The organism is Flavobacterium cheongpyeongense (assembly GCF_003202435.1).
Taxonomy (GTDB): Bacteria; Bacteroidota; Bacteroidia; order Flavobacteriales; family Flavobacteriaceae; genus Flavobacterium; species Flavobacterium cheongpyeongense.
Genome location: NZ_QJHK01000036.1, coordinates 1 through 16,225, shown reverse-complemented (window position 1 = coordinate 16,225; position 16,225 = coordinate 1). Strand labels below are relative to the sequence as shown.

Here is a 16,225-nt window from a genome sequence, read left to right as displayed (position 1 = left end):
AAGAAAAACTTCTTTGAAAAACCGATGCCATAGCCCCGATAGAAACGAAAATCCTTTTGCTTTTTACTTTAAAAAGCAAAAAATTGCAGTCTATAGCGGGAATAAGCTCCTGATTATTACAAATCCCAAATTACTTCATCTCTTCACTAAACTCGGATTCAAATTCCAATTGCAAGAACTTCTCCTAAAGCCCTAGGATACCCAACCTCATAAAACTCCTTATACATAATAGCAACACTTCCCTCCTTTTATATATAATAAAAACTTCGACAAGAATTTAATCCCACTTTTATATATTATAGTATAAACATGTACTTATGTATTGTATGTATTTTAGTAATGCGCTATATTTGCATTCACAAAATTATAAACAATGATTAAGATTACTTTACCCGATGGGTCAATTAGGGAGTTTGCTTCTGGCGTAACTCCGATGGAGGTTGCTAAAAGCATTAGTGAAGGATTTGCAAGAAACGTGATTTCTGCGTCTTTTAATGGTACAACGATTGAAACCGAAACTCCATTGACGACCGACGGTAGTCTTATTTTATATACTTGGAATGATGCGGAAGGTAAAAAAGCTTTCTGGCATTCGACTTCGCACGTAATGGCGCAAGCCCTTGAGGAATTGTATCCTGGAATTAAATTAACTCTTGGACCTGCAATTGCTAATGGATTTTATTATGATGTGGATTTTGAAGATCAAAAAATAACTGATGCTGATTTTAAAAAGATTGAAGATCGGGTACTTGAGATTTCAAGAGAAAAACATGAATTTAAAATGCGTCCTGTTAGTAAAGCAGATGCTTTAGCAATGTACAAAGACAACGTTTACAAAACTGAATTGATTTCGAATCTTGAAGACGGAACAATTACTTTTTGTGATCATGCTACTTTTACTGATTTATGTCGTGGTGGACATATTCCGAATACTGGAATTATCAAAGCTTTTAAAATCATGAGCGTTGCTGGTGCTTACTGGAGAGGTGATGAGAAAAACAAACAATTGACTCGTGTTTACGGAACATCTTTCCCTAAACAAAAAGATTTAACTGAATACCTTGAACTTCTTGAAGAAGCAAAACGTCGTGATCACCGTAAATTAGGTAAAGAACTTGAATTATTTGCTTTCTCTCAAAAAGTAGGACAGGGTTTACCTTTATGGTTACCAAAAGGTGCTGCACTTAGGGATCGTTTGGAGCAGTTTTTAAAGAAAGCTCAAAAGAAGGCCGGATACGAACAAGTAGTTACGCCACATATTGGACAGAAAGAACTTTATGTAACTTCTGGTCACTATGCTAAATATGGTGCCGATAGTTTTCAGCCAATCAATACTCCAGCTGAAGGCGAAGAGTTTTTATTGAAGCCTATGAACTGTCCTCACCACTGTGAAATCTACAATGTAAGACCTTGGTCGTACAAGGATTTACCAAAGCGTTATGCTGAATTTGGAACTGTTTATAGATATGAGCAATCTGGAGAATTGCACGGTTTAACTCGTGTTAGAGGGTTTACTCAGGATGATGCGCATATTTTTTGTACTCCGGAACAATTAGACGAAGAGTTTAAAAAAGTAATTGACTTAGTACTCTATGTATTTGGTTCTTTAGGATTTGAAAACTTTACCGCTCAGATTTCGTTGAGAGATCAGGAAAACAGAGAAAAATACATCGGTTCTGATGAAAATTGGGAGAAAGCTGAAAATGCAATTATCAATGCTGCAGCTGACAAAGGACTAAATACTGTAGTAGAATATGGCGAGGCTGCATTTTACGGACCGAAGCTGGACTTTATGGTAAAAGATGCTTTAGGAAGACAATGGCAATTAGGAACTATTCAGGTAGATTATAATCTTCCTGAACGTTTTGAATTAACTTATAAGGGTGCTGATAATGAATTACATCGTCCAGTTATGATTCACAGAGCTCCTTTTGGATCGATGGAGCGTTTTATTGCGATTTTACTAGAACATACGGCTGGTAATTTCCCGCTTTGGCTAATGCCCGAACAAGCTATAATCTTGTCTTTGAGCGAGAAATACGAAATTTATGCTAAAAAAGTTTTAGATTTGCTAGAAAATCACGAAATTCGCGCCCTAATTGATAACCGAAACGAAACAATAGGTAAGAAAATCAGAGATGCAGAAATGCAAAAAACACCATTTATGCTGATTGTGGGAGAGGAAGAAGAGAAAAATGGAACAATTTCTATTCGTCGTCATGGTCAGGAAGGAAAAGGAAACATTACAGTTACAATTGATGAATTTGTCGCTATTGTAAACGAAGAAATAAAAAAGACATTAAAAGTTTTTACAGTTTAACTTAAATTATAAAGTCATAGCAATAAGAAGCAACAGAGGTTACCAACCTCGAGTAGAAAAAAAGGATGCACACAGAATAAATAATAATATTCGTGGTGTACAAGAAGTAAGACTAGTAGGCGAAAACATCGAACCAGGTGTATTTAAGCTTTCTGAAGCTCTACGTTTAGCAGATCAATTCGAATTGGATTTGGTTGAAATCTCGCCAAACGCTGAGCCACCAGTTTGTAAAATCATGGATTACAAGAAATTTGTTTACGAGCAAAAGAAACGTGATAAGGTTTTAAAAGCTAAGTCTACGCAAGTTGTAGTAAAAGAAATTCGTTTTGGTCCTCAGACAGATGAGCATGATTATGAATTTAAAAGAAAGAATGCTGAGAAATTCTTAAAAGAGGGTGCTAAATTAAAAGCATTTGTATTCTTTAAAGGACGTTCTATCATCTATAAAGATCAGGGACAAATCTTATTACTACGTTTGGCAACAGATTTAGAAGAGCATGGTAAAGTGGAAGCGATGCCCGTTTTAGAAGGTAAGAGAATGATTATGTTCATTGCTCCGAAGAAAAAGAAATAGTGTTCAGTCTCCCCGTTTCAGTATCCAGTTTTCGAACTTGAAACCTGAAACTTGAAACTCGAAACAAAATATAAGTAAGTAAGAATAAATTAAAACACTAGGAAAAATGCCTAAAATGAAAACAAAATCTAGCGCCAAGAAACGTTTCAAAGTTACTGGTTCTGGAAAGATTAAAAGAAAGCATGCTTTTAAAAGTCACATCCTGACTAAAAAATCTAAGAAACGTAAATTAGCTTTGACTCACTCAGCGCTAGTTCACTCAACAGATATGAAAAGCATTAAACAACAATTAAGAATTATCTAATAATTCTTTAGGTTAAAAAATTATTTATATAACCTTGGAGTATGGCTTTTAAGTTCCTTTGATTTAATTCAGGACGCCTGCTACAAAAACACATTAAAATTATGCCAAGATCGGTAAATTCAGTTGCTAAAAGAGCAAGAAGAAAAAAAATAATGAAGCAAGCCAAAGGTTTCTTTGGCAGACGTAAAAACGTTTGGACAGTTGCTAAGAATGCAGTAGAGAAAGCAATGTGCTACGCTTACCGCGATAGAAAACAAAACAAAAGAAATTTCCGTGCATTATGGATTCAACGTATCAACGCCGGAGCCAGATTGGAAGGAATGTCTTATTCTCAATTCATGGGAAAAGTTAAAGCTAATGGAATTGAATTGAACCGTAAAGTTCTTGCAGATTTAGCTATGAACCACCCTGAAGCCTTCAAAGCTATTCTTAATAAAGTAAAATAAACGTTTTATAAACTCAATTTAAGATTACTTACTTATCATAAAAAAACCATTCGTTATTTGCGAATGGTTTTTTGCTTTAATAATGTTTGTTTTAGACTTATTCAATTATATTTTACCTTTATATAAAATGTCTTATATATTTCGTTTTAATAAATCATATTCAAAAATTCGCAAACTTAAAACCACTAGGAATTGATCTTTCTAAACCTGTCTTAGAATTTATAAAGTAAAGAAGAAAGAGTATAATCCAACAAGAAAGTCAGGTTTGGAAAACGATATATTTCACAATTAAAGGCTGTTTTAAGACAATATATCAGAACAAAATAAATACTTCAATTTGGAGTCGAAAACTGGTCGATTACTTCTTATTTAAGTTTTCACGGCCATACTTCATATTTATCACACTTTTATAGTCAAACTGTAGAAAATCCTTAAATCATTGCAATTAAAAACCACTCCTAGAATCATTTATTAATCCAGATTCCAAAATTAGAGTGCTGTTTTCGAATTGTCGAAAAAAAATATTTGGAGCTGCTCAAATGCGCATCAAATTTTTATTTACGATGTCAGCAGAAGAAAGATATATACATTTTAAAACCTAAATCCGGAATTTGCTCTGCATGTTCATCAATATATGCTTGCCTCCTACTTAGATTTTTCAGCAGAATTTATGAGTAAAATAAGATTTGGAAAGGTATAAATGCATTTCTTGAAGTGGTTCAAGATTTACAAAAATATGATTGACTGACCTTTGTTTCAACTTTAAAAACAAGTAAAATGAAACCAAGAATCGTTATCCCAACAGTTGCTACAGAAGCTCATCAAGCCCTTATGAATTTAAAAAGTTATATTTCTAAAACATCATTGACTCCAACACATAAAGAATTCATTAAAATTCGTGATTCACAAATAAATGGGTATGTATTCTTTATTAATATGCATATTACTGATACCATAAAATATGGAGAACCGAACAGTGTGTTTATCTTACATGTATATGGAGGGAAACCAAATATTTATAAAAAAGAAGAAAAAACAATTTTAGCTTTGACCGAAGAAGTAACTTTGATCAGTAATCATGTTTCTGAAGAAACATATCAAAATGCAGCCCGTTTATTTGATGAAAAATATTTAGCAGAAATTATCCTAGCTATTATTACAATCAATTCATGGAATAGATTTGCTATCACAACAGGATTAGGGCTATCTAATTCTTAATGAAAACAAAAAAGGCTTTTTCATAAATTTTGAAAAGCCTTTATATTTCTTACATTAGATATAACCGGAGCAAATAATTATGTTTTTAATTTTTTCTTTTTTGCGGCAGGAAATAAAACATTATTTAAAATCAGCCTATACCCAGGAGAATTTGGATGCAAATCCAAAACTGTTGGAGGATCACCTACCTGATGCTGATAATCCTCGGGATCATGTCCTCCAAAAAAAGTAAACATCCCTTTACCTTTTTCACCATGAATATAACGTGCTTCACCATTAAGTTCACAAGTTCCCATAACTAATACATTTGATTTAATTAAGTTTTGATCAAATGAAGTTGTTTGTCCCATAAAACCTTTTACTAATTGAGTATGATTTTGACAAAGCATACTCGGTATTGGATCCCATTTTGCTGAATATTCCATTAAAGAAAAATAATCTTTATCAGGTGTGATTCTGCGTTTTGTAGTCATATCAATATCAGAAAACTCATATTGTTCAGGTCTTCTTTCAAGTGTAAAATTTTTAAAAGCAAAAGAATTTCCATAATCTAATTTTGATTGATAATTCGATTCACTTGCATCACCATCAAACATTGCTTCACAAATATCAACACCATCTGCGGTCAAAGAAATATCAAAACTATCCGTTGCTGAACACATCGCAAACATAAAACCTCCTCCAATAACAAAATCTCTTATTTTTTTAGCTACGGCTCCTTTTTCCTGCGAAACTTTTGCGTAACCTAATCTTTCTGCTAAAGCTTCAGCATCTTTTTTTTGTTCAATATACCAGGGCGTGTTTTTATATGCAGCATAAAATTTACCATATTGTCCTGTAAAATCTTCATGATGCAAATGGAGCCAATCATAAAGCAACAACTGATCACTTAAAACTTCTTCATCATAAATTGGTGTAAACGGAATTTCAGCATAGGTCAGAACAAGTGTTACTGCATCATCCCATGGCTGTTTACCTTTTGGTGTATAAACGGCAATTTTAGGTGCTTTTTCAAGAATAACAGATTCCATGTTTTGAGAAGGGCTCGAAATTTCATCCAAAATCGCAATCTCTTCACTATCAGAAAGTATTTCAAAACTCACACCACGTATCTTACATTCCTTCCGAATTTCATCGGCATCTGGTAGCAAGAAAGAACCACCGCGATAATTTAAAAGCCAACTTGCTTTATAATCTTTACTTAAGCACCAATAAGTTATTCCATAAGCTTTAAGATGATTTTGTTGTGTAGCTTCATCCATAGGTAAGAGTATAAACGAAGCTTTTGAGGATAATGTGACTAAAAAGAATATTATATACATTAAATTTTGTTTCATTGTGGCAAAGCTATTTACGGTAAAGATATAAAGAAGTACTAAAAACTATATTGTAAAAGCAGATTTATTAGTATAAAAAATCATTATTGTTTTTGTTAATTTTTACAAACCACAACATAAAACAGGTATAAATACTTATAATCAAAAAAAATAATCTAATTAAATTTGACCTTTGAATAACAAAATTTCTGGATTACAATGAAAATAAATGAAACTGAGAAAGAATCAAAACAATTAAATATTTTACAAAAAATAGCTCTTTGCATATTAGCAATAACAGTTATAACGTATTATATTTTATCTATTCAATTTTTAACAAGTTAAATTACAGAGTTAAAACTGCAATCTCATTCTGAATAGCATATACTACTAACCCGGCAATATTTCTTGATTCTGTTTTAAGCAATAAATTGTTTCTATGGCCTTCAACAGTTCTGGGACTCAAAAAAAGTTCTTCTGCAATTTCAGCTGTTGTCTTTTGATTGCAAATAAGCTGAAGTATTTCAATTTCTCGTGGTGATAAAAACCCAGAATCTAAATTGACCTTAGAGCTTTTGGATGATAAAATAGTATCCTGTATTGTTTTTAAAGTAGTTTCATTATAGAAAAATCCTTTTTGTGCAACTTCATTGATTGTGTTTATTAAATCTTTTGGGGTCGTGTTTTTGACTAAATAAGCAACTGCTCCTACCTGAATCATGTTAGTCACAAATGATTTTGTATCATAACTGGTCAATGCTATTATTTTAATGTCGGGAAAAAATTTTCGAATAACTTTAGTTGCTTCAACACCATTTAAAACAGGCATTTTCAAATCCATTATAATAATATCCGGTTTAATTTTATTACTATTCAAATTTGAAATTAACTCTTCTCCATTTGAAGCTTCGAAAAGCACTTCAATATTTTCCTCTCTTTGAAGTAAAAAAGAAATTCCTTTACGAAATAAGACTTCGTCATCAACTAAAACTATTTTGATAGCAAGATCATTCATTTTCCTTGGGTTTGAATCTTTTTAGAATTTCGAAATTACAAAATTATATCATAAAACAATTAAAATAACAGGATTAATAAAAAATTAACCAATAGTAAAATAAATAATTCAGTTAAAAAGTAAAAAGAACCTCAATACCTTTATTTATATCTGATTTTATAGTAATGCTACCATTTAAAAAAGATATTCTGCTATCAATGTTCTTCATTCCCAGTCCTTTTTGATTTTCTGGATTTTTAGAATCAAATCCTATTCCGTTATCCTTGTAAAAACAATTACTCGTTCCATCAACCTGGTCAAAAATTATAGAAATTTCAGATGCCTTTCCGTGTCGCAAAGAATTATTCATTAACTCTTGCAAAATCCTAAAAACGTGTAAATGCCTATCTTTTTCACTTTCATCAAAATCAATTTTATTTTCATAAGAAACTTTAACAGATTTACTGCTTTCAAATTCTTCACATAATTCTTCTACACCGGCATGAAGGCCAAATTTATCAAAAACTGGTGGTAATAAATTATGAGCAATTTTCCTTGAATTGTCTAATGCTTTTGCCGTTATACTGATAATATTAGCAGTAATTTCCTTTGTTTCTATTTCTGTTAAATTTGCTGAAGTAAGCAAATAGCTATTTAATGAAACAACATTTAATTTTGAGCTAATGTCATCGTGCAAATCCTGGGCTATTCTTTTTCGTTCTTCTTCCTGAGTAATGATAACAGCATATAATTGCTCTTTTTGATGCGCTAATATTAAATCTCTTTTTTCTAATTCTTTTTGAATAATTTTTTTTCTGGAGAAATAGAAAAATACAATTAAAGCAACTGCTACAATCATAAAAAAAAGTGAGCTGTACAAAATAATTGCGACAACCTCCTTTTCAGGAATGGAATTTACATTCATATAAACTTGTGGTATTTTTTATTATCGAATATAATCGTATTCAAAGATATTGATTTATTTCATCAAAGAAGCACCGTCCTGTTAATTGTAAATAAAAGTCTCTGTCAAAACAAAAAATTAACAAAGCCTTTTATCCTTTCTGATTTAAATATTATTTCCTATTGATTTGCTCTTCAGTTTCCTCGTCAATACAAGGTGGACATGGACGTGTTCCGTCATATATATCATTAGCCTCTTTAGGATTGATAGCTATTTTTTTTACAGCGTTATTTTGATCTAGCCCTATTAAAATAGCAGTAACTTTTCCTTTTGGATTAAGCCCCAAAAATAAGCCAATGTTCACATAGTCTTTATACAACATCGCTTTAATAACTTCAGGTTCTAAACTAAAATAACGAAAACGACTGCCTTCATGAGAAGTAATCTTTTCTAAGTCGGAAACAACTTTGAGTTTTCCTTGCCATTCCTTAATCCACTTAAAAGCATTATCAGGAGACAATAAATGTGAATTTAACAATGGTGTTCTCTTATTTGTTGTGTTTACTGATAATTGATTAAGATTCGTTAATTCTGTTCTGAAATTTGATTCTTTTAATATAGCAGACTTAACTGTCCCTAGTTCGGTTCCGGATTCATCAACGCCACTTACTTGTATTTGTATTTTATCATCATTAAACCCCATTACAAAATGCACTTCAGCTATGTTTGGTTTTTGTATTAATAATTTCATTTCGTCAGTTGAAAATAAATAAGCTGCCACCTGTTTTTGAGAACTCGCAAACTTTGCATCTAAATTGGCAGATAACCAGTTCTCATTTTGTGAAACTAATAATGGAACAACTTCGCGCTGGTTATCTTCTTTTTGACATGTCAGGATACTGAACATTACTACACATACACCAAATATTCTTATTTTTTTCATAATTGCACTTAATTTTAATTAAATAATAACTATTCAATCTGAAGAAAACTTTTTTGAAAAACTTATTTTCCATTCATATAAAATAAACAATTGATAAATTAAAAACAAAAAAGCATTTAATGTCCAGGAAAGATACTTTACATCATTACTCAAACTGAGCGTAAGATTTCCTACTAAATATAAAATTGTAGACCCTAACATAAAAAAGATTACAGCTATGGTTATGTAGTAATAAGTTTTATGTTCAGTAAGCATATTATAAAAATGCAATAATGCAAATGCTACTATTAACAAAGAAGTAATCGTAATTGCGAATAAATTAAATTTTAAAAATTGTGTATAATCAATAAAAAATTGCACCCCTAAAATGAATAAGGCCCAACATACACTATGCTTAACAATTTTTTTTTGAACTTTTAATTCTAAAATCGACGCATAAAATAAACTTAACAAAATCATTTGTCCAATAACAAATATATTGATTACAAATAGATTATCAAATTTAAAATGATACATAAATTCCATAGTAATTTGCATTATAAAAGCAAATAACTTATAAAAAAAACATTAGCTTTTTCCTTTTGGAAAAAGCTATATGTGTATAAAATCAGATTAATTAATAAAAATAGATAACCTGAATATATTAAAAAATCTATCATTAATATTGAATTTCAGTATTTTAAAAAGGAGGTGAAGGACGTGTTCCATCATAAACAACTTCTCCTAACATTTTTGCCCCATCCTGATTTACAGGCGGCCCGTAAACGTCGATATATTTACCTGTTTCATTGTCTAATTTTGCTCCAACAAACAGTAATGTCTTTTCATTTTGATCATTGATACCAATATAGGCGCGAACTGCCTCAGCCTCAAGTTGCAATACAGTTTCTAAACTTTCTCGCGGAATTAAATAAGATCTTATTTTGTTCTTATTATCCTCTATGAGATTCTCATCTTCGTATCTTTTTATCCATTCTTTAGCTAAAGCTAATGAAATTTGAATTGGTCCCGGAAATTTTTCTTCTGCCATAATTTTGAATTTTGTTAGGTTATTATGTTAATATTAAGAACAATTATTTAGCTAAACTAAGGAATTATTTTAAAAAATTAACATTTATCGATAAAAAAGCAATAGTTATTATTCAAAAAAGATACTGATAAACAAACACTTGCACTTGCCTTAAGAAAAAAACAGGTATAAATACTTGTATTTATATTTTTATTATGATTAATTTTGTTAAAAGCTATTAACCAAAAAACCCTTGTTATGAACCAATCCCATTCTATTTGGAGTGATAAAAAAACTCCTTATATCCTTCTACAAAAACCAAAATAAACAAAATGATCTAAACACCTTTGAAATTAACAAAACAGCTCATTTTTATATGTAATTAAAAGAATTCGTTGAAAATTTTCAACACAATTTTCTTTTTCATGACAAAAATATAACGATTCATGACATTTTACAGCTATAAAAAAAAGTATTTATCGAGTTTTGATAATCGGGTGGAAATTAATTTCATTATAATAACCTTTTAAAAAATAATAGGGTATTATAAATACATCATAATTTATTTTTTAACTATATAACTAAAAACTATGTCTACAGAACCATTTATTGGAGAAATTAAAATTTTTGGATTTGATTTTGCACCTCGAGGCTATATGAGCTGCAGCGGTCAACTCTTGTCAATTGCACAAAATACTGCTCTTTTTTCTTTACTGGGTACAACTTATGGAGGAAACGGAGTTCAAACTTTTGGACTTCCTAATTTGCAGGGGCGTATGCCTATTGGGCAGGGTCAAGGCCCTGGATTACCATTACATGTCATGGGTGAAGCTGCTGGTACTCCAAATGTAACATTGCTAACATCTAATATACCATCTCATATTCATACATTGAGTAATGTTAGTGTAAAAATAAAGGCCTCATCAGGGAATGCTGATGAATCTATACCAGAAGGTAACTTCCCGGCTACAACAATAAATCCTACTTATTCAGGTAATGGACCTTCACCAAATGTTTTTACTGGAGGCACAACTGTTTCAGGTACAACAGATATAACAGGAGGAAGCATTCCTCTATCTATCATGAATCCTTATTTAGTTATTAATTATTCGATAGCTACTCAAGGAATTTTCCCAAGCAGAAATTAAACAATTCTTAAAACAAAACCTTATGTCTACAGAACCATTTATTGGCGAAATAAAATTATTAGGATTCAATTTTGCTCCCATAGGCTACTTAACATGTCAGGGACAAATTATGAGTATTGCCCAAAACACAGCTTTATTTGCACTCTTAGGAACTAATTATGGAGGAAATGGGCAAACCACATTCGGATTACCAAATTTACAAGGACGTGTCCCTATTGGTCAGGGACAAGGAGCTGGTCTTCCATACTATAGTATCGGAGAAATGGGCGGTTTACCTAGCACTACATTACTAGTGTCAAATTTACCACAGCATATTCATACATTGAGTAATGTTAGTGTAAAAATAAAGGCCTCATCAGGGAATGCTGATGAATCTATACCAGAAGGCAACTTCCCGGCTACAACAATAAATCCCACTTATTCAGGTAATGGACCTTCACCAAATGTTTATACAGGAGGCACAACAGTAAGCGGAACATCAGATGCAACAGGAGGAAATGCGCCTTTTAATATAATGAATCCCTACTTAACTATTAATTATTCCATCGCAACAGAAGGAATATTCCCAAGCAGAAATTAATTAAAAACATTAAAGGAAATTTTCAATATGGAAATTTCCTTTTTTACTTAAAAAATATGCAAACAATAGGTATTTTATTAGCCCGGTCAACATACTATCAAAGCATTAGTTTCGATCTTTATGAAGGACTACGTTCCGGATTAAAACATTTAGGAAAAAACGACATTCGAATCGTTACGGAAAATATAGGTTTTGGTGCAGATAAACAACAATGTTATCGCAGCGCCGAAAAACTTTTACTGGAAGAAAACGTTTCTCTAGTAATTGCTTACATAGGGCACCGTATGGCACAATTACTTCGCCCTCTTTTTCTTGCAGCCAACAAAATGTTAATTGTTTTAGATGCCGGAGCCAATTTGCCACATGAATGGCCTGCTTGCCCAAATATTTTTTATCATTCACTACACAATTCCTTAGGGGCTTCAATTGCTGCCAGACAGGCCGTAAATGATGGATATACATCAGCCGGAATGGTCACAGGTTATTATGATGGAGGCTATTTACATACTTATGGAATATCAAAAGGATTTGAAGAAAATGGCGGAAAAATCACTTTTAATCATGCCACAGGGTATAAGGAAGATGACTTTACGATTGCACCTTTAAAAGACCATTTAGAAAAATTCCCTAATAGTGCCTTATTGAGCTTGTTTAGCGGTGATTTTGTTCACTGGTATTTTGAAGCTATCAAAAACTCATTTGAAGGAAAAAATATCCCAATTTACTTACCTCCTTTCGGGCTTGAAGAAATGATGCTGGCGGATGCAGAATACCCTGGCGACAACATAAAAGGAATTGCTGCCTGGTCTAAAAAAATAGACTCTGAGGAGAATAAAATATTTATCGAAACAATCACAGCAACGAACAGGACTCCTAATATATTTTCATTACTAAGCTGGGAAAGTGCTTCTTTAGCATTAAAAGTTATAGAATTAATTGACCTGTCTAAAAATAACATGACGCAAATAGCCTCAGGCATCAAATCTTTTACGTTTAAAAGTCCAAGAGGCACTATTTATTTTGATTCTAAAACAAATACTTCTATTTCACCTTTATACAACTCAACTATAATTCCAAATAGTGAAGGGAAATGTGAAATACAGATAGAAAGTATTGCAAATGACGTATTTGAGCATTTTCAAAAATTAACTAATCAGAACCTCAATAATTCAACATCGGCATGGTATAATAGCTATACGTGCATTTAATTATGGAAGCACAGAAAAAAATATTAGTACTATGTGGTGGAAAATTTGCTTTTAAAGCACTACAATTATTAGCATTTGAAAAATTCATATGTGCCATTGGAATTGGAAAAGGAAGCCATACAATCATAGACGCGCTAGAGAGAGAAGCTGAAGATAATAATTTTGGTTTTAAATCTTTTCCCAATACTAAAAGCATATCTGAAATGAGAACATGGATTGATAGGATTCAACCTGACTACATCTTTTGTATCTCATTCCCATTTTTACTTCCTGAAAGCGTTTTAGCATACGGAGAAAATAAATTCATCAATTTTCATCCCGGACCACTGCCTCAGTATCGTGGACCAATGCCCATTTTTGAAGTTCTTAAAAATCAGGAAACAGAAACCGCCATCTGTGCCCATTTTATGAACTCAAAATTTGATGAAGGAAATATCATTTTTAATGATCCTATTGTTATTGAAACGGGGGATACTTATGGCAAACTAACAGTAAAACTAAGTGAACATTTGGCTCAGGTTGCATTGAATACGGCAAATATGCTGCAATTTGGAAATAATATTCCCAACGAGCCACAAGATGAAACACGATCCTATTATTATGAAAAGCCAGATTTGTCAGACACTTATATTAATTGGAAACGAATGACAGCAGAGGAAATAATTTCACTAATAAATGCTTGTAATCCTTGGAATAATGGTGCTGATGCAACCCTATTAGGAGAACAGATTAAAATAATTTCAGCTCATTTATTAAATGAACCTCATGAAAATCAACCGGGAACAATAGTTTCTTTCACTACTACCTTAAATATAGCTTGTGAAGATAAAAAACAAATTGCAATTGAAATTCTTAGTGCAGATCAAGGCATAATGACGGCTTCACAATTTATAGAACTAAAACCTGTCCTGGCAGGAATTCCTAACTAATTTTTAACAAATAATATCTAATTAAATTATGCAACCATGAAAAAAAAATTTACTTTAATTTTTATATTGTTCCTCTGCCTGTTTTGGACTGGAGGAAATGCCCAAACGCTATTTTGGAGCGATACCTTTGAGGATACGGATGCTCCTTTAAGCGGAACAAGAACACCATCAATTGCTGAATTTTCTTGCGGTGGATCTCCAGGTACTGCTTACTTTAAAAGAACCGATCTAACGGGAATTGCACTACAAAATAATCCTCCTTACAGTAACATTGAAGGTACAAAATTTTTTGCTGCCGAAGATATTGACAGAGGCCCTACATGTACGAACGGTTCTATAAGTGCCAATCAACAAGTAACCTGGGCCGGCATTAATATTAGTGGAAAATCAGGAATATCCTTTAAAGGTCTTTTTGCCTGTAATGCTTTTAATGGTAGTTATCAAGGAACAGACTGGGGTTCTGCCCAGGATTTTATAGCTATCGAATATAGAATTGATGGAGGGGCATGGACAAAAGCCATCGGAATATATTCAAATAACGCTAATAGTTCCAATACCTTTAGTGTAGATACTAACGGTGATTTATTAGGAGACGGAACAGCTTTAAGTTATACCTTTACAGAATTAACAGCATCAATATCCGGAACAGGAGCTATTTTAGATATCCGTTTTAATTGTCATGTAAATGCTTCTGGATCTCAAGAAATTGCAGTAGACAATTTTCGCCTTTATGATGCTCCTTCTTGTACAGCACCTCTTGTAACTGCTAGTCCTTCAGACCAATCAATTTGTAATGGTGGTAATACTACATTCTCAGCAACCGCAACTGGTGCGACGGCTTACCAATGGCAGGTAAATACGGGTTCTGGTTTTACAGATATTACAAATAGTGGTGTTTACTCGACTGCTACAACAAATATTTTAACAATCACAGGGGCAACTTCTGGCATGAACGGTTTTTTATATCGCTGCGTGGCTAAAGATGGTTCTTGTAGTACCAATTCAAGTTCAGGTGTATTATCCGTAGCTACGATTACTCTAACAGCAGCATCTCAAACAAACATTGCTTGTAATGGTGGTTCAACTGGAGCTGCAACAGTAAATGCTGCTACTGGAGGAACAGGACCATATACCTACAACTGGACACCAGGCACTCCAACAGGTGATGGAACAGTTTCTGTTAGTGGTTTGACTCCTGGAGTCTGGACCTGTACAGTAACAGATAATATGGGTTGTTCGACGACTCGTGATTTTACAATTACACAACCAACAGCCATAAGTACGGCAACTGCTGCGCAAACAAACGTATCCTGTAATGGTGGATCTAATGGTTCAGCTTCAGTGACTCCCTCGGGAGGTGCTGGTGGATATACCTACTCATGGTCGCCTTCGGGTGGAACAGCTGCTACAGCAACCGGATTAAGTGCAGGAGCATATACGGTAACGGTAACCGATGCTAACGCATGTACCGCTACTCGAAACTTTACAATTACTCAACCAACGACTATCAGTACGGCAACTGCGGCGCAAACAAATGTATCTTGTAATGGTGGATCTAATGGTTCTGCTTCAGTGACTCCTTCGGGTGGTGCTGGTGGATATACCTACTCATGGTCGCCTTCGGGTGGAACAGCTGCTACAGCAACTGGATTAAGTGCAGGAGCATATACTGTAACGGTAACCGATGCTAACGGATGTACCGCTACTCGAAACTTTACAATTACTCAACCAACGGCTATCAGTACGGCAACTGCGGCGCAAACAAATGTGTCTTGTAATGGTGGATCTAATGGTTCTGCTTCAGTGACTCCTTCGGGTGGTGCTGGTGGATATACCTATCTATGGAGTAATGGTGCTACTACTGCTACAGTAACCGGATTAAGTGCAGGAGCATATACGGTAACGGTAACCGATGCTAACGGATGTACCGCTACTCGAAACTTTACAATTACTCAACCAACGGTTATCAGTACAGCAACTGCGGCGCAAACAAATGTGTCTTGTAACGGTGGATCTAATGGTTCTGCTTCAGTGACTCCTTCGGGTGGTGCTGGTGGATATACCTACTCATGGTCGCCTTCGGGTGGAACAGCTGCTACAGCAACCGGATTAAGTGCAGGAACATATACTGTAACGGTAACCGATGCTAACGCATGTACCGCTACTCGAAACTTTACTATTACTCAACCAACGACTATCAGTACGGCAACTGCGGCGCAAACAAATGTGTCTTGTAACGGTGGATCTAATGGTTCTGCTTCAGTGACTCCTTCGGGTGGTGCTGGTGGATATACCTACTCATGGTCGCCTTCGGGTGGAACAGCTGCTACAG

The 16,225-nt window shown here is 33.5% G+C and carries 14 protein-coding genes and 1 pseudogene; 10 read left to right on the top strand and 5 right to left on the bottom strand.

Annotation, left to right across the window (positions count from 1 at the left end; genetic code table 11):
• Positions 1-373: 373 nt before the first annotated feature.
• From thrS to DMB65_RS21660, 5 genes are all read left to right on the top strand, one after another.
• Complete coding sequence (thrS, locus tag DMB65_RS21685) at positions 374-2,320, top strand: threonine--tRNA ligase (RefSeq protein WP_110308710.1); 1,947 nt, start codon at positions 374-376, stop codon at positions 2,318-2,320.
• 22 nt (positions 2,321-2,342) lie between these two features.
• A complete protein-coding gene (gene infC / locus DMB65_RS21680; RefSeq protein ID WP_110308709.1) occupies positions 2,343-2,894 on the top strand; it encodes a translation initiation factor IF-3 in 552 nt (183 codons plus the stop codon).
• A 106-nt stretch (positions 2,895-3,000) separates the two neighbouring features.
• Positions 3,001-3,198: a 50S ribosomal protein L35 gene (gene rpmI / locus DMB65_RS21675; RefSeq protein WP_007810722.1), complete on the top strand. Its 198-nt coding sequence runs from the start codon at positions 3,001-3,003 to the stop codon at positions 3,196-3,198.
• Between the two features lie 101 nt (positions 3,199-3,299).
• On the top strand, positions 3,300-3,644 hold the full coding sequence (gene rplT / locus DMB65_RS21670; protein WP_007810721.1) for a 50S ribosomal protein L20: 345 nt from the start codon (positions 3,300-3,302) through the stop codon (positions 3,642-3,644).
• A gap of 777 nt (positions 3,645-4,421) precedes the next feature.
• Entirely contained in the window at positions 4,422-4,862 is a 441-nt protein-coding gene (locus DMB65_RS21660; protein WP_110308708.1) for a carboxymuconolactone decarboxylase family protein, read from the top strand.
• Between the two features lie 77 nt (positions 4,863-4,939).
• Here the strand turns inward: DMB65_RS21660 and DMB65_RS21655 are convergent, their stop codons facing one another.
• From DMB65_RS21655 to DMB65_RS21630, 5 genes are all read right to left on the bottom strand, one after another.
• Positions 4,940-6,199, bottom strand: a complete 1,260-nt coding sequence (locus DMB65_RS21655) for an asparagine synthetase B (RefSeq protein WP_110308707.1) — start codon at positions 6,197-6,199, stop codon at positions 4,940-4,942.
• Between the two features lie 325 nt (positions 6,200-6,524).
• Positions 6,525-7,193 (bottom strand): response regulator transcription factor, encoded by a 669-nt coding sequence (locus DMB65_RS21650; protein ID WP_110308706.1) that lies wholly within the window; start codon positions 7,191-7,193, stop codon positions 6,525-6,527.
• A gap of 112 nt (positions 7,194-7,305) precedes the next feature.
• Entirely contained in the window at positions 7,306-8,097 is a 792-nt protein-coding gene (locus tag DMB65_RS21645) for a sensor histidine kinase (protein WP_110308705.1), read from the bottom strand.
• 151 nt (positions 8,098-8,248) lie between these two features.
• A complete protein-coding gene (locus tag DMB65_RS21640; protein ID WP_110308704.1) occupies positions 8,249-9,019 on the bottom strand; it encodes a hypothetical protein in 771 nt (256 codons plus the stop codon).
• A gap of 679 nt (positions 9,020-9,698) precedes the next feature.
• Positions 9,699-10,049 carry a hypothetical protein gene (locus DMB65_RS21630; protein WP_110308703.1) on the bottom strand — a complete coding sequence of 117 codons (351 nt, stop codon included), beginning with the start codon at positions 10,047-10,049 and terminating at the stop codon, positions 9,699-9,701.
• Between the two features lie 569 nt (positions 10,050-10,618).
• On the opposite strand from DMB65_RS21630, the gene DMB65_RS21625 reads away from it, so the two are divergent.
• The 5 genes and pseudogenes from DMB65_RS21625 to DMB65_RS22560 all read left to right on the top strand — a co-directional run.
• Positions 10,619-11,176 carry a phage tail protein gene (locus DMB65_RS21625; protein WP_110308702.1) on the top strand — a complete coding sequence of 186 codons (558 nt, stop codon included), beginning with the start codon at positions 10,619-10,621 and terminating at the stop codon, positions 11,174-11,176.
• A 22-nt stretch (positions 11,177-11,198) separates the two neighbouring features.
• The gene (locus DMB65_RS21620) at positions 11,199-11,756 is read left to right on the top strand and encodes a phage tail protein (RefSeq protein ID WP_110308701.1); all 558 of its coding nucleotides are present in this window, start codon (positions 11,199-11,201) and stop codon (positions 11,754-11,756) included.
• A gap of 56 nt (positions 11,757-11,812) precedes the next feature.
• Positions 11,813-12,964 (top strand): ABC transporter substrate-binding protein, encoded by a 1,152-nt coding sequence (locus DMB65_RS21615; RefSeq protein WP_110308700.1) that lies wholly within the window; start codon positions 11,813-11,815, stop codon positions 12,962-12,964.
• A 2-nt stretch (positions 12,965-12,966) separates the two neighbouring features.
• The gene (locus DMB65_RS21610) at positions 12,967-13,893 is read left to right on the top strand and encodes a methionyl-tRNA formyltransferase (RefSeq protein WP_110308699.1); all 927 of its coding nucleotides are present in this window, start codon (positions 12,967-12,969) and stop codon (positions 13,891-13,893) included.
• A 36-nt stretch (positions 13,894-13,929) separates the two neighbouring features.
• Positions 13,930-16,225: pseudogene (locus DMB65_RS22560) on the top strand (hypothetical protein); the annotation flags it as partial.

Excerpts from the sequence above, each read along its gene's own strand:
- thrS (WP_110308710.1), top strand. The coding sequence starts at position 374 with ATGATTAAGATTACTTTACCCGATGGGTCAATTAGGGAGTTTGCTTCT.
- rpmI (WP_007810722.1), top strand. The coding sequence starts at position 3,001 with ATGCCTAAAATGAAAACAAAATCTAGCGCCAAGAAACGTTTCAAAGTT.
- rplT (WP_007810721.1), top strand. The coding sequence starts at position 3,300 with ATGCCAAGATCGGTAAATTCAGTTGCTAAAAGAGCAAGAAGAAAAAAA.
- DMB65_RS21660 (WP_110308708.1), top strand. The coding sequence starts at position 4,422 with ATGAAACCAAGAATCGTTATCCCAACAGTTGCTACAGAAGCTCATCAA.
- DMB65_RS21655 (WP_110308707.1), bottom strand. The coding sequence starts at position 6,199 with ATGAAACAAAATTTAATGTATATAATATTCTTTTTAGTCACATTATCC.
- DMB65_RS21650 (WP_110308706.1), bottom strand. The coding sequence starts at position 7,193 with ATGAATGATCTTGCTATCAAAATAGTTTTAGTTGATGACGAAGTCTTA.
- DMB65_RS21645 (WP_110308705.1), bottom strand. The coding sequence starts at position 8,097 with ATGAATGTAAATTCCATTCCTGAAAAGGAGGTTGTCGCAATTATTTTG.
- DMB65_RS21640 (WP_110308704.1), bottom strand. The coding sequence starts at position 9,019 with ATGAAAAAAATAAGAATATTTGGTGTATGTGTAGTAATGTTCAGTATC.
- DMB65_RS21630 (WP_110308703.1), bottom strand. The coding sequence starts at position 10,049 with ATGGCAGAAGAAAAATTTCCGGGACCAATTCAAATTTCATTAGCTTTA.
- DMB65_RS21625 (WP_110308702.1), top strand. The coding sequence starts at position 10,619 with ATGTCTACAGAACCATTTATTGGAGAAATTAAAATTTTTGGATTTGAT.
- DMB65_RS21620 (WP_110308701.1), top strand. The coding sequence starts at position 11,199 with ATGTCTACAGAACCATTTATTGGCGAAATAAAATTATTAGGATTCAAT.
- DMB65_RS21615 (WP_110308700.1), top strand. The coding sequence starts at position 11,813 with ATGCAAACAATAGGTATTTTATTAGCCCGGTCAACATACTATCAAAGC.
- DMB65_RS21610 (WP_110308699.1), top strand. The coding sequence starts at position 12,967 with ATGGAAGCACAGAAAAAAATATTAGTACTATGTGGTGGAAAATTTGCT.